This is a genomic window from Phenylobacterium sp., from assembly GCF_030651185.1.
In the GTDB taxonomy this organism is placed as follows: Bacteria; Pseudomonadota; Alphaproteobacteria; order Caulobacterales; family Caulobacteraceae; genus Phenylobacterium.
Map to the genome: position 1 here is coordinate 97,888 of NZ_JAUSCJ010000036.1, position 22,890 is coordinate 120,777.

Genomic DNA, 22,890 nt, shown 5'->3' on the forward strand with positions numbered 1-22,890 from the left:
GGGGCGGCGAGCCGGGAGACATCAAACCATAGCTCGGCCCTGAAACAAGTCCGATCGGTCGGTAGGTTAGATCCGCAGGACCGTGGTCTCGACGACGGGACGGCGGCCCCAGACGCGCTGGCTGGCCTTCTTCACCGCCCGCGAAATGGCCTTCTCGATGGCCTCGTCGTCGTCGCGCTCGCTGCCCTTCAGACGGTCCATGGCGCGCTCAGCCTCATCGGCCAGATCGTCCATCATGTCTTCCATCGGATAGTCGGCCTCGGCCGGCAGACCGAGCGCCCGGACCTGGGGCCCCGAGACGATCTTCCCGCGGGGGTCGAGGGCGACCGAGACGGCCAGCATGCCGTTGAAGGCGGCATGGCGGCGTTCGCGCAGGGCGTCGCCGTTCTCCGGGGTCAGCATGCCGCCGTCGACATAGATGCGGCCGGCCTGGACCTCGTCGATGATCTCGGCGCGGCCAGGCGCCAGGCGGACCATGTCGCCGTTGCGGGGCGAGACGGTCTGGGGGACCTGCAGGTCCTTGGCGAAAGCCGCGTGTTCCAGCAGGTGGCGGCGCTCGCCGTGGGTGGGGACGGCGATCTCAGGCCGGGCCCAGGCGTACATCTGGGCCAGCTCGTCGCGGCACGGGTGGCCGGAGACGTGGATGCCGGGGTGGTCACGCTCGGTGTAGAGCCGCACGCCACGGTCGGCGAGGCGGTTCTGCAGGGCGCGGATCGGCACTTCGTTGCCCGGAATGACCCGGGAGGAGAAGATGCAGGCGTCCCCCTGCCCCAGCTTCACGAAGGGGTGGGAGCCGTCGGCGATGCGGAACAGGGCCGCGCGGGCCTCGCCCTGGCTGCCGGTGCAGAGATAGAGGATGCGGTCCTCGGCGAAGTCGCGGGCCTCATTGTCGGCGATGAAGGGCTTCAGGTCGGCCATCATGCCAACGGACTTCGCCGCGGCCGACATGCGGTGCATGGAGCGGCCCACCAGGCAGACCCGGCGGCCGGCGGCCTCGGCGGCGCGGATCACGGAATCCATGCGCGCCACATTGGAGGCGAAACAGGCCACGGCCACCTTATGGTGCAGCCCCTTGATCAGGTCGCTGAGCGCGTCGCGCACGTCGGCCTCGGAGCCGGCGGTCCCGTCCACGAAGACGTTGGTGCTATCGCAGACCATGGCGAGGATGCCCTCGTCCCCCAGCTTCTTGATGGCCGCGTCGTCGGTCACGCCGCCCAGGATGGGGTCGGGATCGATCTTCCAATCGCCGGTGTGCAAGATGGTGCCCAGCGGCGTGCGGATCGCCAGGCCGTTGGGCTCGGGGATCGAGTGGGTGAGCGTGATCAGGTCGATCTCGAAGGGACCGAGGGTCACCTTGCCGCCCAGGGGCACCTCGGTGATCACCGCGTCGGCGGCGGCCGGGTTCTCCCGCAGCTTCTCGCGCAGCAGGAAGGCGGTGAAGGGCGTGGCGTAGAGCATCCCGCCCAGGCGCGGCCACAGGCGCGCGACGGCGCCGATGTGGTCCTCATGGGCGTGGGTCAGGACGATCCCGAGGATGTCCTTCTTATGCGCCTCCAGGAAGGTCGGGTCGGGCAGGATGATCTCGACGCCCGGCGTGGTCTGGTCGCCGAAGGTGATTCCCAGGTCCACCACGATCCACTTGCGCGCGTGGGGCGGGCCGTAGCCGTAGAGATTGAAGTTCATCCCGATCTCGTTCGAGCCGCCGAGCGGCAGGAAAACGAGCTCGTCGTCGGCTTTCGCCTTGATCATGGCCATCAGGTCACCGCCGCGGGGCGCGGATTGCGCCGTGAGATTTCCAGCATGCCGCGAATGGTCAGGTCCGGATCGAAATGGTCGATGGAAAGAGTGGCGCCGTGGAACAGGCTGGCGACGCCGCCGGTGGCCACCACGGTCATGGGGTCACCCCACTCGGCCTTGAGGCGGGCGATGAGGCCCTCGATGAGGGCGACATAGCCCCAGAAAACACCTGACTGCATGGCTCCGACTGTATCCTTGCCCAGGACTCGCTGGGGCTTCTGAATGGCGACGCGGGGCAGTTTCGCCGCCGCACTGTGCAAGGCTTCCATCGAAAGATTGATGCCTGGCGCGATCACACCACCCTCGAAACCGCCGTCCGCGGCGATCACGTCGAAGGTGGTGGCGGTGCCGGAGTCGATGACGATCAACGTCCCCGGATAAACAATATGCGCCCCGATTGCGTTCACAAGGCGGTCGGCGCCGGCCTCGGACGGCTTGTCGATGCGGATGGCGATCCCGAGGTCGGCGTTCTCGCCGATCACCAGGGGCTCCACGTGCAGGTAGCGGCGCGAGAGGTTGCGCAGGTTGAAGATCGACTGCGGCACGACGCTGGAGATGATGCAGGCGTCCAGCACCCCGAACTGCAGCCCCGCCATGTTCAGCAGCTGCGACAGCCAGACGGCGTATTCGTCGGCCGTGCGGCTGGAGTCGGTGGCCGCGCGCCACTGGGCGATCCAGCTCGCGCCGTCGTGGACGGCGAACAGCGTGTTGGTGTTGCCCTGTTCGATGGCGAGCAGCATCTTTAGGCCTCCCCGAAGAAAACGTCGCCGGCCGTTATGCGCAGAACCACGCCGTCGTCCAGCCGCAGGCGCAGGGCGCCGTCCAGATCCAGGCCCTCGGCGACGCCGCGGTGGGTCTGGTTGGGGAGCCGCGCCTCGCAGGGTTGACCCAGGCCGTGGGCCCGCTCGGTCCAGCCCTTGGCGATGGGCGTGAAGCCTTCCCGCTCCCAGGCCGATCGCCAGCGTTCGAAGGCCTGGGCCAGAACCTCAAGCGCCGCGCGCGGCGCCGGCGGCGGGCCGGACATGTATTCAGCGAAGGCGGCGGCGGGGCGCTCCACGTCCTGCGGGGCGTGGGCGAGGTTGACGCCGATGCCGACCGCCAGCCACAGGCGGCCATCCGGCAGCGGGCCGGACTCCACCAGGATGCCGACGGCCTTGCGGCCATGGATCAGCAGGTCGTTGGGCCATTTGACGGTCGCCGCGCCGGGCCCAAGGCAGGTGTCAGCAAGGTCGGCCGCGGCGAGGGCGGCGACGAAGGAGATCTGGGCCGCCTCCCCCGCCGGCTTGTCGGTGGAGAAGAGCAGGGTGGCGGCGAGGTTGCCGACCCTGGTCTGCCAGTCGCGGCCACGACGGCCCCGGCCGGCGGTCTGGGTGAGCGCGGTGATCCAGACCGGCCCGGTCTCACCGGCCTCGGCGCGGCGACGCGCCTCGGCATTGGTGGAATCAATCTCGTCGTAGGACTCGATCGGCGGGACCGGCACCTAGACCAGGCCGAAGGCGGCCGCGGCGGCCTTGGCCAGCGGGTCGATGAAGACCAGGGCGCCGAGCACCAGCGGGAAGGAGAACAGGGCCGCGGCGATGGCGATCGTCTTGGCCTCAACCGGCGGTTTGTCGGTGCCGCCGACGCCGCCGTCGAACCACATCACCTTGATCAGGCGCAGGTAGTAGAAGGCCGCCACGACGCTGCCCACCAGACCGATCACGGCGGCGACGCCGAGGCCGGAATTGATGGCCGCCTTGAAGACATAGAACTTGGCCCAGAAGCCGGAGAACGGCGGCAGGCCCAGCGCCGACAGCGAGAAGGCGGTCATGGCCAGGGCGATGCCTGGGCGCTCCTTCATCAGGCCGGCCATGTCCTCGATGGTCTCCATCGGCTTGCCGGCGCGTGAGAGGGCTGAGAGGCAGGCGAAGAATCCGGTCACGTCGACCATGTAGAGGACCATGAAGACGAACATGGCCTGCACGCCCTCGGCGCTGCCCGAGGCCAGGCCCAGGACCGCGTAGCCGACATTGGCGATGGAGGAATAGGCCCACAGGCGCTTGAGGTTGCTCTGCGCGAGGCCCGCGAAGGCTCCGACGCCGATGGACAGCAGGGCGATGATCACCAGCACCTGGCCCCACTGGGCCGAGGCGCCGGAGAAGCCCTCGCTGAGCGCCCGGGCGAACAGCACCATGGCGGCCAGCTTGGGCGCGCCGGCGAAGAAGGCCACGACCGGGGTCGGGGCGCCTTCATAGACGTCCGGGGTCCACATGTGGAACGGGGCGGCGGAGACCTTGAAGGCCAGGCCGCAGATCAGGAAGACCAGGCCAAACAGCACGCCGGTCCCGGCGCCGGCCTGAACGGCGACGGCGATCTCGTCGAACTTGGTGGAGCCGGCGAAGCCGTAGATCAACGAGGCGCCATAGAGCAGCAGCCCCGAGGACAGAGCCCCCAGCACGAAGTACTTCAGGCCCGCTTCCGAGGCCTTGGCGTCGTCGCGGTGCATGGCGGCCAGGACGTAGAGGGCCAGGGATTGCAGCTCGACGCCGATATAGAGCGAGATCAGGTCGCCGGCCGAGACCATCATGGCCATGCCGAGCGCGGCCAGCAGGATCAGGACCGGGAACTCGAAGTTGCGGATGTTGCGCTGGGCGAACCACTTCTGGCCGAGCGGGATGGCGATGGCGCTGGCGATAAAGATCGCCACCTGGCTGAAGGCCGAGGCGTCGTCGGCCACCAGGCCGCCCGCGAAGCCGCGGCCCTGGGTCCCGAAGGCGGCGAAGTAGGCCGCAAGCGCCAGGGCGCCGATCGAGCCGATCGTCATCGCCGTGGTGGCGCGGGGCGCGAAGGCCCCGAACACCAGCAGCACGAGGGCGGCGATGGCCAGGACCAGCTCAGGACCGGCAAGGGCGATATCGGCGGAGAAGGTCATGGACAGGCCCCTAGGCGCCGATGGCCGCGCTGTAGAGCGCGACGAGGTTGTCGACCGACGCCTGGGTCAGGTCGAAGACGGCGGCCGGATAGATACCGAGATAGAGGGTTGAGGCGATCAGCGGCGCGAAGATCGCCACCTCGCGCCAGTCGAGGTCGCCGATCTCGGCCAGGGCCGGATTGGTCAGCTCCCCGAAGATCACGCGGCGATAGAGGCTGAGCGCGTAGACCGCCGAGAGGATCACGCCGGTGGCGGCGAAGATGGCCGTCCAGGTGGAGACGCCATAGGCCCCGGTCATGGTCAGGATCTCGCCGACGAAGCCGGAGGTGCCCGGCAGGCCGACATTGCCCATGGTGAAGAGCATGAACACCGCCGCGTACCAGGGCATGCGGTTCACCAGCCCGCCGTAGAAGGCGATCTCGCGGGTGTGCATGCGGTCATAGACCACGCCGACGCAGAGGAAGAGCGCGCTGGCGATCACCCCGTGGCTGAGCATCTGGAAGATCGCGCCCTGCACGCCGGCGTCGTTGCCGGAGAAGATGCCCATGGTCACGAAGCCCATGTGGGCCACCGACGAATAGGCGATCAGCTTCTTGATGTCGGTCTGACGGAAGGCCACCAGCGAGGTGTAGATGATCGCGATAACGCTCATCGCGAAGACCAGCGGGGTGAAGAACTCCGAGGCCTGGGGGAACATCGGCAGGCTGAAGCGCAGGAGGCCGTAGCCGCCCATCTTCAGCAGGATTCCGGCCAGGATCACCGAGCCCGCCGTGGGCGCCTCGACGTGGGCGTCGGGCAGCCATGTGTGGACCGGCCACATGGGCATCTTCACCGCGAAGGAGGCGAAGAAGGCCAGCCACAGCCAGGTCTGCAGGGCGGGATCGAACTTGTAGACCATCAGCTCGGGGATCGAGGAGGTCCCGGCGATGCCGATCATGCCCAGGATCGCCGCCAGCATCAGCACCGAACCCAGCAGGGTGTAGAGGAAGAACTTGTAGGCCGCGTAGACCCTGCGCTTGCCGCCCCAGATGCCGATGATCAGGAACATCGGCACCAGGCCGAATTCGAAGAAGGCGTAGAACAGCACCAGGTCCAGGGCGCAGAACACGCCGATCACCAGGGTCTCCAGGACCAGGAAGGCGATCATGTATTCCAGCACGCGCGTCTCGATCGACTTCCAGGACGCGGCGATACAGATCGGCATCAGGAAGGCGGTGAGCAGGACGAACAGGATCGAGATCCCGTCCACGCCCATGCGGTAGTGGATGCCGGCGAACCAGTTGGCGTCCTCCACGAACTGGAAGCCCGGGTTGGCGGGGTCGAACTCGGCCACCAGGACGATGGACAGCGCCAGGGTCGCCAGGGTGGTGACGAAGGCGATCCACTTGCCGGCGCTGACGGTCTTTTCGTCGTCGGTCTTGGCGAAGAAGCGCAGGACCAGGATCGCCGCCACGCCCAACAGGGGCGCGAAGGTGGTCAGGGAAAGCAGGCCAGTCATGATCTCACTCCCCCTCAGGCCTGCCACTGGAAGACGGCGAAGGTCAGCAGACCCAGCACGCCCAACAGCATGACGAAGGCGTAGTGATAGACGTAGCCGGTCTGCGCCAGACCCGCCCGGCGGCCGATGTCGTAGGACACCGCCGAGGCGCCATCGGGGCCCAGGCCGTCGATGATCTTCTGGTCGCCGACCTTCCAGAACAGGTCGCCCAAGAGCCGGGTGGCGCGCACGAAGGTCGCCTCATAGATCTCGTCGAAGTACCACTTGTTGTAGAGGAAGCTCCACAGCGGGCCCTTCTTGGCGGCGATCCGCGCGCCCATGCCTTCGTTGGCGATGTAGTAGAACCAGGCCGCGGCGAAGCCGATGGCCGAGACCACCAGCGGCGCCCAGTGCAGCCAGGTCGGCGAATGGTGAGCTTGCTCAAGCACCTGGTTGGTTGGGGCGTTGAAGATGGCCCCGCGCCAGAAGGCGTTGCGCTCCTCACCCACGAAGGCCTCGACGAAGGCGTAGCCGGCCAGCAGCGCACCAACCGCCAGCAGCATCAGCGGAACCAGCATCACCAGCGGGCTCTCGTGCGGCTTGTGAGCCCCATGGCCGTGGGCGTCGTGATGATCGTCCGGCAGCGGCTCGCTGTGGGTCTCGATCTGGGCGTGGCTGGCATGGTCGTCGGCGCCATGTGCGTGGGCGTGGTCCGCATGCTCGTCATGCGCCCACTTCGGCGTGCCGTGGAAGGTCATGAAGGCCAGGCGCCAGGAATAGAAGGCCGTGAGGCCCGCGGCGCTGAGGCTGACCAGGAAGGCGAAGAAGGCCACCGGGTTGTGCTGACCAGCGGCATAGGCCGCCTCGATGATGGTGTCCTTGGAGAAGAAGCCCGCGAAGCCGAGGTCGGTGCCGGGGATGCCGAAGCCGGTGATGGCCAGCGTCCCGATGGTCATCACCGCATAGGTCACCGGCAGGTACTTCCAGAGGCCGCCCATCTTCCGCATGTCCTGCTCGTGGTGCATGCCGTGGATCACCGAGCCCGCGCCCAGGAACAGCAGCGCCTTGAAGAAGGCGTGGGTGAACAGGTGGAACATGGCCGCCTGATAGGCGCCCACGCCGGCGGCGAAGAACATGTAGCCGAGCTGCGAGCAGGTCGAATAGGCGATGACCCGCTTGATGTCGTTCTGGGCCAGGCCGACGGTCGCCGCGAACAGGGCGGTGATGGCCCCCACCAGGGTGACGATCTGCTTGGTGACGGGGGCGTACTCGAACATCGGCGACAGCAGGCAGACCATGTAGACGCCGGCCGTCACCATGGTGGCGGCGTGGATCAGGGCCGAGACCGGGGTCGGGCCTTCCATGGCGTCCGGCAGCCAGGTGTGCAGGAAGAACTGGGCCGACTTGCCCATGGCGCCCACGAACAGCAGGGCGCAGGCCAGGTCCACGGCGTGGAACCAGTGGCCGGCGAAGAACCAGCCGGTGGTGGCGAACTCGGTGACCCGCGGGAAGATCTCGGCGAACTGGATCGTCCCGAACATCCAGAAGACGGTCATGATGCCGAGGGCGAAACCGAAGTCCCCCACCCGGTTGACCACGAAGGCCTTGATGGAGGCGGCGTTGGCGGTGGGCTTGTGGAACCAGAAGCCGATCAGCAGGTAGCTGGCCAGGCCGACGCCTTCCCAGCCGAAGAACAGCTGCATGAAGTCCGCCGCGGTCACCAGGGCCAGCATGGCGAAGGTGAACAGCGACAGATAGGCGAAGAACCGCGGCTTGGACGGGTCCTCGGCCATGTAGCCCCAGGAATAGAGGTGAACGAGCGACGAGACGCTGGTCACCACCACGAGCATGACGGCCGACAGGGTGTCGATGCGGATCGACCAGTTGGACTGGAACTCACCGATATTGATGAAGGGCAGCAGGTGGACGGTGAACCTGGCCGGCCAGTCGCCCCAGATCACCCCGTAGAAGGTGGTCCAGGCGATGGCGCAGGACAGGAACAGGGCGCCCGTGGTCAGGGCCATGGAGGCGACGTTGCCGATGCGGCGGCCCGAGAGGCCGGCGATCAAGGCGGCGACCAGAGGCGCGAAGACCGCGATGGTGACGAGAAGCTGAGGGGTCATGGTCGGGTCCTCAGCCCTTCATCACAGAAACGTCGTCCACGGCGATGTCGCCGCGGTTGCGGAAGAAGGTCACCAGGATGGCCAGGCCGACCGCGGCCTCGGCCGCCGCGACGGTCAGCACAAACATGGCGAAGATCTGCCCCGTCACGTTGTGCAGATAGACCGAGAAGGCCACCAGGTTGATGTTCACCGCGAGCAGGATCAGCTCGATCGACATCAGGATGACGATGATGTTCTTGCGGTTCACGAAGATCCCGAACACCCCGATGGTGAACAGGATCGCGGCGACCGCCAGATAATGGGTGAGCCCGATGCTCATTCGTCGATCCCCGCGCCGGGTTTGATGGAAATGACCCGCATGCCGGTCTTCGGCCCGCGCGCCACCTGGTCGGCGATCACCTGCCGGCGCACGCCGGGCTTATGGCGCAAGGTCAGCACGATGGCGCCGATCATGGCCACCAGCAGCACCAGCCCCGCCGCCTGGAAGAAGTAGATGTAGTCGGTATAGAGCACCCGGCCGATGGTCTCGGCGTTGGAGATGTCCGCGCCCGAGGCCTGCGGCGTGTCGTTGAGCCGGGCGGCCCCGCCGTTGGCGACGGCGGTGGAGACCATGATCATCTCGAAGGCCAGGATGCCGGCGACCCCGGCGCCCAGGGGCATGTAGCGTGCGAAGCCCTGCCGCAGGGAGGCGAAGTCGACATCGAGCATCATGACGACGAACAGGAACAGCACCGCGACGGCGCCGACATAGACGACCACCAGGAGCATGGCGAGGAACTCGGCCCCGAGCATGACGAACAGCCCCGCGGCCGAGAAGAACGCCAGGATCAGGAACAGCACTGAGTGCACCGGGCTGCGGGCCGAAACCACGCAGACACCGGCGACCAGGGTCACCGTCGCCAGCAGATAGAATGCGATCGCCTGAACGGCCATGACGGCTCTTCTCAGCCCCTCAATTTCAGTGACCGGCGCCTGACGGCGACGCGGTGATTAGCTTTCGGAATCGCGCCCGGGTCTTACCGGTAGGGCGCGTCCAGTTCCAGATTCTTCGCGATCTGCCGCTCCCAACGGTCCCCGTTATCGAGCAGGCGTTCCTTGTCGTAGTAGAGTTCCTCGCGGGTCTCGACGGCGAACTCGATGTTGGGCCCCTCGACGATGGCGTCCACCGGGCAGGCCTCCTGGCACAGGCCGCAATAGATGCACTTCACCATGTCGATGTCGTAGCGGGTCGTGCGGCGGCTGCCGTCGGCGCGGGGTTCGGCCTCGATGGTGATGGCCTGGGCCGGGCAGATGGCCTCGCAGAGCTTGCAGGCGATGCAGCGCTCTTCGCCGTTCGGATAGCGGCGCAGGGCGTGCTCGCCCCGGAAGCGCGGCGACTGCGGGCCGCGCTCGTGCGGATACAGCACGGTGGCCTTGGGGCGGACCATGTACTTCATGGCCATCCCGAAGGCGCCGACGAAGTCCAGGAGCGCCGCGCCTTTCACGGCCTGGGTAATACGCTGCATCATCGCGGTCACTTTCGTTTGCAGACGTAGGAGGTGATGGACTGAGGATCACCTTCCCTGGCCAGCTGCAGGTCGGCGCCCTTGGCCAGGCACGCGTCGCGCGCCGTCTTGAGGGCGTCATAGCTCGCCACGCCGCCATCGGGCGTGACGCCGCTGGCGCAGGCGGCGCAGAGCATCAGGCTGGCGAGGACGATCAGGGTCTTCATGCCGCCGCCGGCCCGAAGACGCGCCAGGCCGCCACCAGGACCACGGCGACGCCAGCGGTGGGCAGGAAGACCTTCCACCCCAGGCGCATCAGCTGGTCATAGCGGTAGCGGGGCACGATGGCCTTCGCCATGGCGATCAGGAAGAAGAAGAAGCAGGTCTTCAGGAAGAACCACATCAGGCCGTAGAAGCCCTGCGCCATGTCCCCCCACTGGTGGACGAACGCGAAGTCGATGGGCGCCTGCCAGCCGCCGAAGAACAGTAGCGAGATCAGCGAACACATCAGCACGATGTTCACCAGCTCGCCGATCATGAAGAGCAGGAACGGGCTGGAGGAATATTCCACCTGATAGCCGGCGACGAGTTCAGACTCGGCCTCGGGCAGGTCGAAGGGCGGGCGGTTGGTTTCGGCGAGCGCCGAGATGAAGAAGATCACCGACATGCCGAACATGACGATGGCGATGGGCCAGTTGTGCAGGCCGCCGCCGAGGAAGTTCCAGTTCCAGAACCCGCCGGCCTGTTTCTCGACGATGGTGGTCAGGTTCATGCTGCCGGAAAGCAGGATGACGGTGATGATCACCAGGCCGATGGAGACCTCGTAGGAGACCATCTGGGCCGCCGAGCGCAGCGAACCCAGGAAGGGGTACTTCGAGTTCGACGCCCAGCCCCCCATGATAATGCCGTAGACGCCCAGCGAGCTGATGGCGAACAGGTACAGCACGCCGACATTGATGTTGGAGATCACCCAGCCCGGCGCGAACGGAATCACCGCCCAGCCCACGAGGGAGAGCAGGAAGGTCAGCACGGGCGCCAGCAGGAACACCGTCTTGTCGGCGCCGTCCGGGATGACCAGTTCCTTCAGCACGAACTTGATCAGGTCGGCGAAGGACTGCAGCAGGCCGAAGGGACCCACCACGTTGGGGCCCTTGCGCATCTGGACACCCGCCCAGATCTTGCGGTCGGCGAGCATGAAGAAGGCCAGGCAGACCAGCAGCGGCAGGATCACCAGCATGATCTTGCCGACCGTGATCAGGGTCCAGCCGAGCTCGGTGGCCCAGAAATTGATGGTCGGATCCATCCCCTACTCCGCCGCGATCTTGGAGGCGTCGGCCGCCACGGCCGCGCACTCGGCCATCGTCACGCTGGCGCGGGCGATGGGGTTGGTCAGGTGGAAGGCCCGCACGCCGCTGACCAGCGGCGCATCGGTGGCCGCGCCGGCCGCCGCGATCCCCGAGAGGTCGATGGCCGAGGCCACGGCGCCCGGCGCGTAATCGATGCGCCCGAAGGTCGGGTGGTCGGCGAACAGCTTGGCGCGCAGTTGGGCGAGCGTGTCATAGGGCAAGGTCGCGCCGAGGCGATCCGACAGGGCCCGCAGGATGGACCAGTCTTCACGGCCCTCGCCCTTGGGGAACACCGCGCGCTGGCCCATCTGGACGCGGCCCTCGGTGTTCACATAGAGGCCGTCCTTCTCGGTATAGGCCGCGCCCGGCAGGATCACGTCGGCCTTGTGGGCCCCGGCGTCCCCGTGGGTGCCCATATAGACGGTGAAGGCGTCGCTGGCGGTGACGTCGATCTCATCGGCGCCCATCAGGAACAGCACGTCCAGCGCGCCCTTGGCGGTCATCTGGGCGGCGGTCTTGCCGCCCTCGCCCGGAAGGAAACCGAGGTCGAGGCCGCCGACCCGGCTGGCGGCGGTGTGCAGCACATTCCAGGTCATGCCGAAGGTCTTGGCCACATCGGCCGCGGCCTTGGCGATGGCGCCGCCGTCGGCGCGGCCAAGAGCCCCGGCCCCGATGACGATGGCGGGGTTCTTGGCGTCCTTCAGGCGCTTGACGAAGTCGGACTTGGACTTGGCCAGGGCCGAAAGGCTGGCGGCGCCCGCCCCGAGATACTCGTAGCCGAAGGTGAGGTCGGCCTGTTCGCCGATGACGCCCACTTCCAGGGCGCCGGCGACCCAGCGCTTGCGGAACCGGGCGTTGAGGACCGGGGCCTCGGTGCGGGGATTGGTCCCCACGAAGAGGATCACATCGGCGGCTTCGATGCCGGCGATGGTGGAGTTGAACAGCCAGGTCTCGCGGGCCCCGGCGCCGAGCGCCATGCCGTCCTGACGGCAGTCCAGGCTGGTGACGCCGAGCGACCCGAACAGGTCCTTGGCGGCCTTCATGGATTCAGCGTCCTGCAGGTCGCCGGCGATGACGCCGATGCGCTCAGGGCTGGCGGCCTTCAGCTTGGACGCCACCAGGTTCAGCGCCTCGGCCCAGGTGGCGGGACGCAGCTTGCCGGCTTCACGGACATAGGGCTTGTCGAGGCGCTGGCGCGCCAGGCCATCGACGGCGTAGCGGGTCTTGTCGCTGATCCACTCCTCGTTGATGTCCTCGTTCAGGCGCGGCAGGACGCGTAGGACCGCGGGGCCCCGGCTGTCGACACGGATCGAGCAGCCGAGCGCGTCCATGACGTCGACGCTCTCGGTCTTCTTCAGCTCCCAGGGCCGGGCGTTGAAGGCGTAGGGCTTGGAGGTGAGCGCGCCGACCGGGCAGAGGTCGATGACATTGGCCGACAGTTCGCTGGCCACGGCCTTGTCGAGATAGGTCGTGATTTCAACGTCTTCGCCGCGGGAGATGAGACCGATATCCGGCACGCCGGCGACTTCGGTGATGAAGCGGACGCAGCGGGTGCACTGGATGCAGCGGGTCATGACCGTCTTGATCAACGGCCCCATGAACTTCTCTTCGACCGCGCGCTTGTTCTCGCCATAGCGGCTGTCGTCGCGGCCATAGCCCATGGCCTGGTCCTGCAGGTCGCACTCGCCGCCCTGGTCGCAGATCGGGCAATCCAGCGGGTGGTTGATGAGCAGGAACTCCATCACCCCTTCGCGGGCCTTCTTGACCATCGGCGAATTGGTGATGATCTCCTGGCCGTCGGAGGCCGGCAGGGCGCAGGAGGCCTGCGGCTTGGGCGGGCCGGGCTTCACCTCGACCAGGCACATGCGGCAGTTGCCGGCGATGCTGAGGCGCTCGTGATAGCAGAAGCGCGGAATCTCTTCCCCGGCCAGTTCCGCCACCTGCAGAACCGTCATGCCGGGTTCGAACTCGACCTCGACGCCGTTGACCTTGGCTTTAGGCATACGACTACTCCGCCGCCACCAGGGCGGCGCCCTGAACATGCGGCTTGCCCGCGCGATAGCTGGTGATCCGGTCCTCAACTTCATGGCGGAAGTTGCGGAACAGGCCCTGGATGGGCCAGGCCGCGGCGTCGCCGAGGCCGCAGATGGTGTGGCCCTCGACCTGGGAGGCGACGTCGAGCAGCATGTCGATCTCGCGCATCTCGGCCTCGCCGGTGACCATGCGTTCCATCACCCGCCACATCCAGCCGGTGCCTTCGCGGCACGGCGTGCACTGGCCGCAGCTCTCGTGCTTGAAGAAGCGGCTGACCCGGGCGATCACGCGGACCAGGTCGGTGTCCTCATCGAAGAGGATCATGGTGGCCGTGCCCAGGCGCGACTGCACGCGGGGCAGGTCGTCGAAGTCCATCAGGACGGTCTCGGCCTGTTCGCGGGTGATCATCGGCATGGAGACCCCGCCGGGGATCACCGCCTTGAGCTTGCCCCAACCGCCGCGCACGCCGCCGAAGTGGTCCTCGATCAGCTGGCGCATGGGAATGGACATGGCCTCTTCGACCACGCTGGGCTTGTTCACGTGGCCCGAGGCCGCCATCAGCTTGGTGCCGGCGTTCTTCGGGCGGCCGAAGCTGGAGAACCAGCCCGCGCCACGGCGCAGGATGGTGCCAACGACGGCGATGGACTCGACGTTGTTGATGGTGGTCGGGCAGCCATAGATGCCGGCGCCGGCCGGGAACGGGGGCTTCAGGCGCGGCTGGCCCTTCTTGCCCTCCAGGCTCTCCATCAGGGCGGTCTCGTCGCCGCAGATATAGGCCCCGCCGCCATGGGTGACGTGGAGGTCGAAATCCCAGCCGTTGAGGTTGTCCTTGCCGATCAGCTTGGCCGCATAGGCCTGCTTGATGGCGGCTTCCAGACGCTCGCGCTCGGCGACGTATTCGCCGCGGATGTAGATGTAGGCAGTGTGGGCGCGGATCGCGTAGCTGGCGATCATGCAGCCTTCGATCAGCAGGTGCGGATCGTTGCGGATGATCTCGCGGTCCTTGCAGGCGCCGGGTTCGGACTCATCGGCGTTGACCACCAGATAGTGCGGCCGCTCGCTGAACTGCTGCGGCATCAGGGTCCACTTGAAGCCGGTGACGAAGCCCCCGCCCCCACGACCACGCAGGCCGCTCTCGCGGACCTGCTCGCAGACCCACTCGTGGCTCTGACCCAGCATCTCGCGGGTCAAGTTCCAGCAGCCGCGCGCCTTCGCACCTTCCAGGCCCCAGTCTTGGAGCCCGTAGATGTTGGTGAAGATGCGGTCCTTGTCTTCCAGAATGCCGACCAAGACCCCCTACACTCCCCTTTTCGCGGACCGGACGCCCGTGATGAACCATATCTGCGCGCCGAACCCGATCAGGAGCGCGACGCCGAATACAAACAGCAGCCAGGACTGGCTGAACCGGAAGGCGCAGATGATCGCCGCGATGGCCACGAAGACGCTGGCCGCGGAAACCGCGACCATGACCGTGAACCGGCGCCTGGCGATCTCGGCCTCAGTCATGCAACGGGCGCCTTGGCCTTGCCCTTGGGCGCGGCGTTCGGCAGCTTCTTGATCCCCTTGGGGGCCGAGCCGTCATAGAGCTTGGGGTCGTTCAGCGTCGAGTTGCCGCCCAGGACCGAACTGCCCTGGCGGCCGATCTCCGAACCCGGAGGCGGCGTCTTGCCGGCGGCGAAATCGTCCAGCAGCTTCTCGAAGCCGGCCACCGTCAGGTCTTCGTAATAGCGGTCGTTGATGGCGGCCATCGGCGCGTTGGAGCAGGCGCCCAGGCACTCGACTTCCTGCCAGTAGAACTTGCCGTCCGCCGAGCGATGGCTGTCGGGACCAAAGCGCTTGCGGCAGACCTCCAACAGGGCCTCCGAGCCGCGCGACTGGCAGGCCGTGGTGCCGCAGACCTGGACCAGGGCGACCGTGCCCACCGGCTCCAGCATGAACATCGTATAGAAGGTGGCGACCTCGTAGACCCGGATGGTGGCCATCTTCAGCAGGTCGGCGACGGCGCGGATGGCGGGTTCGGAAACCCAGCCCTCCTGCTTCTGCACCAGCCACAGGATCGGGATCACCGCCGACTGTTGCCGGCCGTCCGGATATTTCGAGATCCACCACTGGGCCTGCTTCATCGTCTCCTTGGAGAAGGCGAAGCTGGCGGGTTGATCGGGGGAAAGGCGTCGAACGCTCACGGTCAGAGCCTCACTTCACGAAATCGACCCGGACGATCTTGGCGTCCGAGATGGTGTAGATGGCCGCGACCTCGAATTGGTCGCCGCCGGGCTTTCGGATGACCAGCTCGTGGTCGATCACCGTGTGGCCGATGGTCATCCGGGCCAGCAGCTGGACCTTGTTCTCCGGGAAGTCGGCGAACACCTGGGCGTACTTGGCGCGGAAGGCGTCGATGCCGGACATGGTCACCGCCCCGTTCAGGTCGGCGACGATCACGTCGTCGGAGAAGAACGAGCAGTAGGCCTCCAGATCCTGGGCGTTGTAGGCGTCCAGCTGAGCCTCGGCGACGTCGAAGGGCGAGATGCAGGCGGGCGCGCTCATCGGTCCACCTCGCCGAAGACGATGTCGAGGGAGCCGATGATCGCCGAGACGTCGGCGAGCATGTGGCCCTTGGCCATCCAGTCCATGGCCGCCAGGTGCGGATAGCCCGGCGCGCGGATCTTGCAGCGATAGGGCTTGTTGCCGCCGTCGCTCACCAGGAACACGCCGAACTCGCCCTTGGGCGCCTCGACGGCCGCGTAGACCTCGCCTTCCGGGGTGCGGAAGCCTTCGGTGTAGAGCTTGAAGTGATGGATCAGCGCTTCCATCGAGCGCTTCATCTCGCCCCGGCGCGGCGGCGAGACCTTGTTGTCCTCGGTCATCACGGGGCCAGGCGTTTTGCGAAGCCGTTCAACGCACTGGCGGATGATCTTGGTGGATTCACGCATCTCCTGCATGCGGCAGAGGTAGCGGTCGTAGCAGTCGCCGTTGAGACCCAGCGGGATCTCGAACTCCATCTCGTCGTAGCACTCGTAGGGCTGGCTGCGGCGAAGGTCCCAGGCGATGCCGGAGCCGCGCACCATCACGCCGGAGAAGCCCCAGTCGATGGCCTCCTGGCGGGTCACCTTGCCGATGTCGACATTGCGCTGCTTGAAGATGCGGTTGCCGGTGATCAGCTTGTCGATGTCGCTGAGCGGACGGTCGAAGGCCACGGCCCAGTCGTCGATATCGTTGATCAGGGCCTCGGGCAGGTCCTGGTGGACCCCGCCGGGGCGGAAATAGTTGGCGTGCAGCCGCGCGCCGCAGGCCCGCTCATAGAAGACCATCAGCTTTTCGCGCTCTTCGAAGCCCCACAGAGGCGGGGTGAGCGCGCCGACGTCCATCGCCTGGGTCGTGACGTTGAGCAGGTGGTTCAGAACCCGGCCGATTTCCGAGTACATCACCCGGATCAGCTGGCCGCGGATCGGCACGTCCAGGCCCAGCAGCTTCTCGATGGCCAGGCAGAAGGCGTGTTCCTGGTTCATCGGCGCGACGTAGTCGAGCCGGTCGAAGTACGGGATATTCTGGAGGTAGGTCCGATACTCCATCAGCTTTTCGGTGCCGCGATGCAGCAGGCCGATGTGCGGGTCGACCCGCTCCACGACCTCGCCGTCCAGCTCCAGGACCAGGCGCAGAACGCCGTGGGCCGCCGGGTGCTGCGGGCCGAAGTTGATGTTGAACTTGCGAACCGGAATCTCGGCTTCCGAGAGCGGCGTCATGGAGGCGTCGTCAGCCATCTACTTCGGAGCTCCCGGATGCGGACCGCCGGTCCCGGGGGACTTTTCATCGCCCGGCAGGATGTAGTCGGCCCCTTCCCAGGGCGAGAGGAAGTCCCAGTTGCGGAACTCCACCGACTTCACCGGCTCATAGACCACGCGCTTGAGTTCGTCGTCGTAGCGCAGCTCGACATAGCCGGTCATCGGGAAGTCCTTGCGCAGCGGATGCCCATGGAATCCGTAGTCGGTCAGGATGCGGCGCAGGTCGGGATGGCCCTCGAAGAAGATCCCGTACATGTCGAAGGCTTCGCGTTCATACCAATCGGCGCAGGGATAGACCCCGATCACGCTGGGAACGGCGGTGTCCTCGTCGGTCTGGATCTTCAGGCGCAGGCGCTGATTCTTAGTCAGGGACAGTAGGTGATAGACCACGTCGAAGCGCATCGGGCGCTCCGGATAGTCGACACCGCAAAGGTCGATGAGCTGGGCGAAGCCGAACTTGTCGCGCAGCAGGCTCAGGGCCTGGACCACGCGACCGGCCGGAGCCGTCAGGGTCAGCTCATCAAAGGCGATGGAGAAGCCGGCCACGGCGCCGGCGCTGTCGGCCACGGCCTGCTGGCCGAGCGCTTCCAGGGTGTGGATCGTGACAGGCCAGGTCATCGCTCGATGGTCCCGGTGCGGCGGATCTTCTTCTGAAGTTGCAGCACGCCGTAGACCAGGGCCTCGGCGGTCGGCGGGCAGCCGGGGACGTAGATGTCCACGGGCACGATCCGGTCGCAGCCGCGCACCACGGAATAGCTGAAATAGTAGTAGCCGCCGCCATTGGCGCAGGAGCCCATGGAGATGACGTAGCGCGGCTCCGGCATCTGGTCGTAGACCTTGCGCAGGGCCGGGGCCATCTTGTTGCAGAGCGTGCCGGCGACGATCATCACGTCGGACTGGCGCGGGCTGGCGCGCGGCGCGAATCCGTAGCGCTCCAGGTCGTAGCGCGGCATCGAGGCGTGCATCATCTCGACGGCGCAGCAGGCCAGGCCGAAGGTCATCCACATCAGCGAGCCGGTGCGCGCCCAGGTGATCAGGTCGTCGGCGGCCGCGGTGATGAAGCCCTTGTCGGCGAGCTCGGAGGAGACGCCGTCGAAGAAGGGGTCGTGCAGCTTGGGGTTATAGCCCTCGACGGTCGTGCGACCGGCCGAAAGCGCGGGGGCGGAACCCGCGGGAACGATTACTCCCATTCCAGGGCGCCCTTCTTCCATTCGTAGATGAAGCCGACGGTCAGCACGCCCAGGAAGGACATCATCGACCAGAAGGAGAACTGGGCCACGTCCTGCGGCAGGTTCATGAGCGAGACCGCCCAGGGGAACAGGAAGGCCACCTCAAGGTCGAAGATGATGAAGAGGATCGAGACCAGGTAGAACCTGACGTCGAACTTCATGCGCGCATCGTCGAAGGCGTTGAAGCCGCACTCGTAGGACGAGAGCTTTTCGGGGTCCGGCGCCTTGGGGGCGAGAACCGCCGAGGCGAGGATGAAGACGACCCCCAGAACCGCCGCGATGCCTAGGAAGATCACGATGGGGAGGTACTGCAGAAGGAACGCGTTCATGGAATCCTCGAAGGAGTCGCGCCCTTCTAGACCACGAATGGAACCGATTCAAACCGCACAATGACGCTGGCGCCGCACCCGCGAAAAAGACCGATGTTCGAGATGCGAATGCCTCTCAGGAGCGCGGAAAACCCACGCGAATGCTGTGGCCTGGCGCGCGGGAGGCTGCGTCCGGTCGGAGGGCCAGCAATGTGGGGGGAGAAGTGGCGCGAATGACGGGACTCGAACCCGCGACCTCCGGCGTGACAGGCCGGCGCTCTAACCAACTGAGCTACATCCGCATGTGGGCCGTGTGGGCCCGCGAGGGGCGTCTGATAGGTCCCGACCGGAATCGTGTCAACGGGCGAGTTCGATAAGTCGCACTTCACCCTGTGAATAATCCCGTGGCCGCCGCCCGGCCGGGGTCCCGGATCAGTCCGTGGTGTCGTCGATTTCGGCGTCAGGGCCGTTCTTCTTCATGGATTCGATGGCGTTCTTGGCCGAGGCCTTGGCGGAATAACCCTCGGTGGAGAACATGATCTCGCCATTGGGCGCCTTGAACTTCACGCGGAACTCGCCCGCCTTATCCTTCGAGATCTCGAACTTGTAGGGCATGTCGTCACTCCATCGCGCTTGAGTCAGCTATTCGACGCGGAAGGTTAGACCTGAGTCGTGACCGCCGCCACCCGGTCTCAGACCAGGAAAGAGCCGCGATCCTCCGACAGGGTGTTCTGGTTCACAGCGTCGGCGATCCGTTCGGCGCGCTGAATCGGGTGGGTCATATTGGTGGCCTTGCGGGCCAGGACGTAGGCGGCGATCAGTCTGGCCTCGTCGGCGGTCTTCCAGTTGGTGGGGTCCGTGGCGCCGATCCTGGCGATGGCCGCCGCCAGGGTGCCCGGCACATGGCCCGGCCGGTTGACGTGCTCGTCCAGCACCAGGGCCACCCCCTGCTCGGAGGTGAACCAGCGGCGGACCGCGAAACCGGCCGCCTTGGCGTCCAGGAACCGAGCCATGCGGCCGGCGGCGAAGCTCAACTCGCAGGCCCGCATGTCGTGATGGTGCCCCGCGCGCCAGAACCGGTAGGCCCAGGTCGGCCGGCGCAGCTGAAGCTTCCGCGCCGCGGTGTCGAGCACCACGCCATTCAGCACCAGATAGCCTGTCGTCGGCGCGGGCCCCGAGGTCTTCACATCCAGGCCGTAGCGGCCGAAGCAGTCCTGGAAGGCGCTGGGCGAGGTCCGCTTCAGCACCGCGAGCAAGGCCGGCAGCTCCCCCGGATCGGTGGCCGGGCCGCAGGTCCACTGGAAGACGCCGAAGGACATGTAGCTGTTGTCGTAGGAGTTGATCGCCTCCAGCAGCCCCTCATTGGCCGAGATGGCGCGGACCACTCGCACCGCCGAGGGCTTGAGGTCGGCTGGCGGCGGATTGCCCGCCAGCCAAGCGGCCAAGGAGGTCCGGCCTATGGTGTAGAAGCCGCCCTTGTGGACCGAGGCGAAGGCCCGTCCGTCCGGCGCGATGGCCTTGGACCCCACGACGGTCACCGGGTGGGCCGGGTCGTCGGGCATCGGCGGCGGCGCCGGGGCCGGAGCGGAGGGCATGACGACCGCCACGGTCTGGGCGAGGAACTGACTGGCGACCCAACCGCTGCGGACCGGCGCCCGCAGGGTGGTGATCCGCGTCCAGCCCGCCGTGGACTCGAACATCTCGACCCGGACGCCCTTGTCCAGGCTGGGGGCGACGGCCGCCCCATCCGGTCCGTCCCGCAGGCGCAAGCCCTGCACCGTCACAACGCCTTGGGTCATGCCGCCCTCCCTGCTCAACACATAGTTGAACATTGGGACGGAACGCCTGGCAACTGTCTAGCTTGGCGCGCGCAAGGTCTTGAGCGCCGTCGCCCAGCGCGCCAGTTCGCTCAGCATGGCGCCAGCGGCCTTGTCCTGCAGTTCCGGCGGCTGGAAGCCCGAGTCCGTCAGGTATTGGTTGAACATCGGCAGGGCGACCCCCTCGGGGATCGGCATCACCTTCACGCTGGTGAGAAGCAGCTTTTCCATCTGCACCGCCCGCAGCCCGCCCGAGGCGCCGCCGTAGCTGATGAAGGCCGCGGGCTTGTAGGCCCACTCCTGGACCAGGTAGTTGACCGCGTTGGTGAAGGACGGCGGCGGCCCGTAATTGTACTCCGGCGTCACGAACACGAAGGCGTCGGCGGCGTCGACGCTCTTGCTCCAGGCCTTGGTGTGGTCGTGGGCGTAGTCGCGCAGGCGGGGATGCTTGGGCTCGTCGAAAACCGGCAGGTTGAAGCTCGCCAAATCCACCAGCTCGGCGTCAAAGCCGTCGTGGCCCTGGGCGATGGCGTCGAACCATTGCGCGATCTTCGGACCCAGCCGGGTCGGCCGGGTGCTGCAGATGATGGTGTGGAGCTTGAGCGACATGGGACCTCACGGGAACGAACGCGTGGCCCCCATATAGCCCCCGAGCCCCCTACCCCGCCATCTCGCGTTCCCGCGACAGCAGGAAGTCCTGCGGGTCGGGCGCCAGGGTGGCGCGCCAGTAGTCCACCAGGGCGAAGGGCCAGTTCTGGCTGACCCGGCCCTTCTCGTTCTTGTACCAGCTGGTCACCTGCGGCGCCCCCCAGGCCATCAGCCTGTTGCCCGCGTCGACCTTGATGTTGAAGGCGTCGTGGACCTCCGCCTTGGGCTCCATGGCATTGGCCCCGGTCTCGGCCAGCAGCTTCAGGCAGCCCAGGATGTAGCGGACGCTGCACTCGGAGAAGAAGATGATCGAGCCGTTGACGACGATATTGGTATTGGGGCCGTAGATCATGAAAAGGTTGGGGAAACCGGGGGTGGTCATGCCCAGATAGGCGCGCGCGTCGCCATCCCAGGTGTCGTGCAGATCGGCCCCGCCGCGACCCTTGATCTTCATCGGATAGAGGAATCGGCTGGCGTGGAAGCCGGTGCCGTAGATGATCACGTCGAACTCGCGCGCCGTCCCGTCGGCGGTGACGATGCCGGTCTCGGTGATCTCGGCCAGGGCGTCGGTGACCAGCTCGACATTCGGGCGCTTGAGCGCGGCGATCCAGACCCCGTTGTCCAAGAGGGCGCGCTTGCCTCCCACCGGATAGGTGGGGATCACCTTCTCGGCCAGGTCGGGACGATCGGCGGCCTGCATGCGCAAGGCCTCGGCCACCATGGCGCGGAACATGGCGTTGGCTGCGCTGACCGCGGTTTCGTCGCCCTGCCAGGCGGGGTCAGCCCGCACACCGTCCAGCAGACCGTCGGTGACCATCCAGAACAGGAAGAACCTGTACCATTTGTCGTAGTTGGGGATGTGCTCCAGCAGCCAGTTCATCCCGGCCGGCACGTCCTCATGATAGTGCGCCGTGGGGAAGCCCCAGGGCGGGGTGCGCTGGAAGACCGTCAGGCTTGCCACCTTGCCGACGATCTCCGGCACGAACTGGAAGGCGCTGGCCCCGGCGCCGATCACCGCCACCCGCTTGCCGGTCAGGTCGATGTCATGGCGCCACTGGGCGGAGTGGAAGGCCGGGCCCTTGAAGCGGTCCCTGCCCTTCACATCGGGCAGGCGCGGGCGATTGAGCTGGCCCACAGCGGTGATCACCGAGGTCGCTTCGACCTGTTCGGTCCCCCTGGCGGTCTTCAGCGTGACCTTCCAGACCGCGCGGGCCTCGTCCCAGACCATCTCCTCGACGCTGGTCTCGAAGGCGATCTTCTTGCGCAGGTCGTAGCGGTCGGCGACGCCGCGGAAATAGTCCAGCAGCACCGGCTGGGTGGAGAAGTGCTGCGGCCAGTTGTGGTTCGGCTCAAAGGAATAGGAATAGATGTGGTTGGAGCTGTCGACCCGGCAGCCGGGATAGGTGTTCTCGAGCCAGGTGCCGCCGACATCGGCGTTCTTTTCGACGATCTCGAAGTCGACCCCGGCCTGGGTCAGCCTGATGCCGGTCAACAGGCCCGACATGCCCGCCCCGATCACCAGCACATGCATGCGTCGGGCGGCGGCCTTCAGGACCGGCGTGGTCCACTGCGGGTCCTTGCTGGACTGGCCGCCGATGGCCAGCTCGTCATTCAGGAAGTCGGCATAGTTCTCGGGGATGTCGGCGCCGGCCACGAAGCTCATCATCCGGCGCAGGGCGGCGGGGTCGGGGGTGATGGTGGGCGGCGAGCCCTTGGCGACCCAGTCGAGGATGGCGGCCTTGGCCTCGGCGCGGAACCTGGCCTGCTCGGCCTCCGGCACCCCGGTCTCGCCGCGCGACAGCGGCGTGTAGGTGGGAGTCCATTCCTGGCGCAGCCAGTGCAGATCGCCGGTCATCTGGACAAGGGCGGCGGCCAGGGCCGGCTGATGCGCCGCCTCCAGCGCCTGGTCGAGCGCACTCAGATCAAGCTTGGCCATG

24 protein-coding genes and 1 tRNA gene are annotated in these 22,890 nt (G+C 66.8%); all 25 read right to left on the reverse strand.

Annotation, left to right across the window (positions count from 1 at the left end):
- Positions 1-66: 66 nt before the first annotated feature.
- Positions 67-1,749, reverse strand: a complete 1,683-nt coding sequence (locus tag Q7J39_RS17790) for a ribonuclease J (RefSeq protein WP_304828581.1) — start codon at positions 1,747-1,749, stop codon at positions 67-69.
- Positions 1,750-1,754: 5 nt separating this feature from the next.
- Positions 1,755-2,537: a type III pantothenate kinase gene (locus tag Q7J39_RS17795; protein ID WP_304828380.1), complete on the reverse strand. Its 783-nt coding sequence runs from the start codon at positions 2,535-2,537 to the stop codon at positions 1,755-1,757.
- A gap of 2 nt (positions 2,538-2,539) precedes the next feature.
- Positions 2,540-3,277, reverse strand: coding sequence for a biotin--[acetyl-CoA-carboxylase] ligase (locus tag Q7J39_RS17800; RefSeq protein ID WP_304828382.1), 738 nt, complete (start codon positions 3,275-3,277; stop codon positions 2,540-2,542).
- Positions 3,278-4,708, reverse strand: a complete 1,431-nt coding sequence (gene nuoN / locus Q7J39_RS17805; protein WP_304828385.1) for an NADH-quinone oxidoreductase subunit NuoN — start codon at positions 4,706-4,708, stop codon at positions 3,278-3,280.
- A gap of 10 nt (positions 4,709-4,718) precedes the next feature.
- On the reverse strand, positions 4,719-6,224 hold the full coding sequence (locus Q7J39_RS17810; protein ID WP_304828584.1) for an NADH-quinone oxidoreductase subunit M: 1,506 nt from the start codon (positions 6,222-6,224) through the stop codon (positions 4,719-4,721).
- Positions 6,221-8,308 carry an NADH-quinone oxidoreductase subunit L gene (nuoL, locus tag Q7J39_RS17815; protein WP_304828390.1) on the reverse strand — a complete coding sequence of 696 codons (2,088 nt, stop codon included), beginning with the start codon at positions 8,306-8,308 and terminating at the stop codon, positions 6,221-6,223. The genes Q7J39_RS17810 and nuoL overlap by 4 nt, the downstream gene beginning before the upstream one ends.
- Positions 8,309-8,318: 10 nt before the next feature.
- Positions 8,319-8,627 (reverse strand): NADH-quinone oxidoreductase subunit NuoK, encoded by a 309-nt coding sequence (gene nuoK / locus Q7J39_RS17820; protein ID WP_304809362.1) that lies wholly within the window; start codon positions 8,625-8,627, stop codon positions 8,319-8,321.
- The gene (locus Q7J39_RS17825) at positions 8,624-9,241 is read right to left on the reverse strand and encodes an NADH-quinone oxidoreductase subunit J (protein WP_293493172.1); all 618 of its coding nucleotides are present in this window, start codon (positions 9,239-9,241) and stop codon (positions 8,624-8,626) included. Before Q7J39_RS17825 ends, nuoK begins: the two co-directional genes overlap by 4 nt.
- Before the next feature lie 83 nt (positions 9,242-9,324).
- Complete coding sequence (gene nuoI / locus Q7J39_RS17830) at positions 9,325-9,816, reverse strand: NADH-quinone oxidoreductase subunit NuoI (protein WP_304828394.1); 492 nt, start codon at positions 9,814-9,816, stop codon at positions 9,325-9,327.
- 5 nt (positions 9,817-9,821) lie between these two features.
- On the reverse strand, positions 9,822-10,019 hold the full coding sequence (locus Q7J39_RS17835; protein WP_304828397.1) for a hypothetical protein: 198 nt from the start codon (positions 10,017-10,019) through the stop codon (positions 9,822-9,824).
- Positions 10,016-11,095, reverse strand: a complete 1,080-nt coding sequence (gene nuoH / locus Q7J39_RS17840; protein WP_304828400.1) for an NADH-quinone oxidoreductase subunit NuoH — start codon at positions 11,093-11,095, stop codon at positions 10,016-10,018. The genes Q7J39_RS17835 and nuoH overlap by 4 nt, the downstream gene beginning before the upstream one ends.
- A gap of 3 nt (positions 11,096-11,098) precedes the next feature.
- The gene (gene nuoG / locus Q7J39_RS17845) at positions 11,099-13,141 is read right to left on the reverse strand and encodes an NADH-quinone oxidoreductase subunit NuoG (protein ID WP_304828404.1); all 2,043 of its coding nucleotides are present in this window, start codon (positions 13,139-13,141) and stop codon (positions 11,099-11,101) included.
- A 4-nt stretch (positions 13,142-13,145) separates the two neighbouring features.
- Positions 13,146-14,462, reverse strand: a complete 1,317-nt coding sequence (gene nuoF / locus Q7J39_RS17850) for an NADH-quinone oxidoreductase subunit NuoF (protein ID WP_304828407.1) — start codon at positions 14,460-14,462, stop codon at positions 13,146-13,148.
- Between the two features lie 6 nt (positions 14,463-14,468).
- Positions 14,469-14,678, reverse strand: a complete 210-nt coding sequence (locus tag Q7J39_RS17855; RefSeq protein ID WP_304828410.1) for a hypothetical protein — start codon at positions 14,676-14,678, stop codon at positions 14,469-14,471.
- Positions 14,675-15,355 carry an NADH-quinone oxidoreductase subunit NuoE gene (gene nuoE / locus Q7J39_RS17860; RefSeq protein ID WP_304828413.1) on the reverse strand — a complete coding sequence of 227 codons (681 nt, stop codon included), beginning with the start codon at positions 15,353-15,355 and terminating at the stop codon, positions 14,675-14,677. Before nuoE ends, Q7J39_RS17855 begins: the two co-directional genes overlap by 4 nt.
- A 10-nt stretch (positions 15,356-15,365) precedes the next feature.
- Positions 15,366-15,716, reverse strand: a complete 351-nt coding sequence (locus Q7J39_RS17865; protein ID WP_304828416.1) for a nuclear transport factor 2 family protein — start codon at positions 15,714-15,716, stop codon at positions 15,366-15,368.
- On the reverse strand, positions 15,713-16,930 hold the full coding sequence (locus tag Q7J39_RS17870; protein ID WP_304828419.1) for an NADH-quinone oxidoreductase subunit D: 1,218 nt from the start codon (positions 16,928-16,930) through the stop codon (positions 15,713-15,715). Before Q7J39_RS17870 ends, Q7J39_RS17865 begins: the two co-directional genes overlap by 4 nt.
- Positions 16,931-17,569 carry an NADH-quinone oxidoreductase subunit C gene (locus tag Q7J39_RS17875; RefSeq protein WP_304828422.1) on the reverse strand — a complete coding sequence of 213 codons (639 nt, stop codon included), beginning with the start codon at positions 17,567-17,569 and terminating at the stop codon, positions 16,931-16,933.
- Positions 17,566-18,162, reverse strand: coding sequence for an NADH-quinone oxidoreductase subunit B family protein (locus tag Q7J39_RS17880; protein WP_304828425.1), 597 nt, complete (start codon positions 18,160-18,162; stop codon positions 17,566-17,568). The genes Q7J39_RS17875 and Q7J39_RS17880 overlap by 4 nt, the downstream gene beginning before the upstream one ends.
- Positions 18,132-18,509 (reverse strand): NADH-quinone oxidoreductase subunit A, encoded by a 378-nt coding sequence (locus Q7J39_RS17885; protein WP_304780104.1) that lies wholly within the window; start codon positions 18,507-18,509, stop codon positions 18,132-18,134. The genes Q7J39_RS17880 and Q7J39_RS17885 overlap by 31 nt, the downstream gene beginning before the upstream one ends.
- 204 nt (positions 18,510-18,713) lie before the next feature.
- Positions 18,714-18,790, reverse strand: a tRNA-Asp gene (locus Q7J39_RS17890).
- 130 nt (positions 18,791-18,920) lie between these two features.
- Entirely contained in the window at positions 18,921-19,103 is a 183-nt protein-coding gene (locus Q7J39_RS17895; RefSeq protein WP_304828428.1) for a YegP family protein, read from the reverse strand.
- Between the two features lie 77 nt (positions 19,104-19,180).
- Positions 19,181-20,287 carry a hypothetical protein gene (locus Q7J39_RS17900; protein ID WP_304828431.1) on the reverse strand — a complete coding sequence of 369 codons (1,107 nt, stop codon included), beginning with the start codon at positions 20,285-20,287 and terminating at the stop codon, positions 19,181-19,183.
- A 57-nt stretch (positions 20,288-20,344) separates the two neighbouring features.
- Entirely contained in the window at positions 20,345-20,914 is a 570-nt protein-coding gene (locus Q7J39_RS17905) for an NADPH-dependent FMN reductase (protein ID WP_304828434.1), read from the reverse strand.
- A gap of 49 nt (positions 20,915-20,963) precedes the next feature.
- Positions 20,964-22,889, reverse strand: a complete 1,926-nt coding sequence (locus Q7J39_RS17910) for an NAD(P)/FAD-dependent oxidoreductase (RefSeq protein WP_304828437.1) — start codon at positions 22,887-22,889, stop codon at positions 20,964-20,966.
- Between the last annotated feature and the right edge of the window lies 1 nt (position 22,890).

Coding starts and splice junctions, on each gene's coding strand:
- Q7J39_RS17790 (WP_304828581.1), bottom strand. CDS start 1,749: ATGATCAAGGCGAAAGCCGACGACGAGCTCGTTTTCCTGCCGCTCGGC.
- Q7J39_RS17795 (WP_304828380.1), bottom strand. CDS start 2,537: ATGCTGCTCGCCATCGAACAGGGCAACACCAACACGCTGTTCGCCGTC.
- nuoN (WP_304828385.1), bottom strand. CDS start 4,708: ATGACCTTCTCCGCCGATATCGCCCTTGCCGGTCCTGAGCTGGTCCTG.
- nuoL (WP_304828390.1), bottom strand. CDS start 8,308: ATGACCCCTCAGCTTCTCGTCACCATCGCGGTCTTCGCGCCTCTGGTC.
- nuoK (WP_304809362.1), bottom strand. CDS start 8,627: ATGAGCATCGGGCTCACCCATTATCTGGCGGTCGCCGCGATCCTGTTC.
- Q7J39_RS17825 (WP_293493172.1), bottom strand. CDS start 9,241: ATGGCCGTTCAGGCGATCGCATTCTATCTGCTGGCGACGGTGACCCTG.
- nuoI (WP_304828394.1), bottom strand. CDS start 9,816: ATGATGCAGCGTATTACCCAGGCCGTGAAAGGCGCGGCGCTCCTGGAC.
- Q7J39_RS17835 (WP_304828397.1), bottom strand. CDS start 10,019: ATGAAGACCCTGATCGTCCTCGCCAGCCTGATGCTCTGCGCCGCCTGC.
- nuoH (WP_304828400.1), bottom strand. CDS start 11,095: ATGGATCCGACCATCAATTTCTGGGCCACCGAGCTCGGCTGGACCCTG.
- nuoG (WP_304828404.1), bottom strand. CDS start 13,141: ATGCCTAAAGCCAAGGTCAACGGCGTCGAGGTCGAGTTCGAACCCGGC.
- Q7J39_RS17855 (WP_304828410.1), bottom strand. CDS start 14,678: ATGACTGAGGCCGAGATCGCCAGGCGCCGGTTCACGGTCATGGTCGCG.
- Q7J39_RS17865 (WP_304828416.1), bottom strand. CDS start 15,716: ATGAGCGCGCCCGCCTGCATCTCGCCCTTCGACGTCGCCGAGGCTCAG.
- Q7J39_RS17870 (WP_304828419.1), bottom strand. CDS start 16,930: ATGGCTGACGACGCCTCCATGACGCCGCTCTCGGAAGCCGAGATTCCG.
- Q7J39_RS17875 (WP_304828422.1), bottom strand. CDS start 17,569: ATGACCTGGCCTGTCACGATCCACACCCTGGAAGCGCTCGGCCAGCAG.
- Q7J39_RS17880 (WP_304828425.1), bottom strand. CDS start 18,162: ATGGAAGAAGGGCGCCCTGGAATGGGAGTAATCGTTCCCGCGGGTTCC.
- Q7J39_RS17885 (WP_304780104.1), bottom strand. CDS start 18,509: ATGAACGCGTTCCTTCTGCAGTACCTCCCCATCGTGATCTTCCTAGGC.
- Q7J39_RS17895 (WP_304828428.1), bottom strand. CDS start 19,103: ATGCCCTACAAGTTCGAGATCTCGAAGGATAAGGCGGGCGAGTTCCGC.
- Q7J39_RS17900 (WP_304828431.1), bottom strand. CDS start 20,287: ATGACCCAAGGCGTTGTGACGGTGCAGGGCTTGCGCCTGCGGGACGGA.
- Q7J39_RS17905 (WP_304828434.1), bottom strand. CDS start 20,914: ATGTCGCTCAAGCTCCACACCATCATCTGCAGCACCCGGCCGACCCGG.
- Q7J39_RS17910 (WP_304828437.1), bottom strand. CDS start 22,889: ATGGCCAAGCTTGATCTGAGTGCGCTCGACCAGGCGCTGGAGGCGGCG.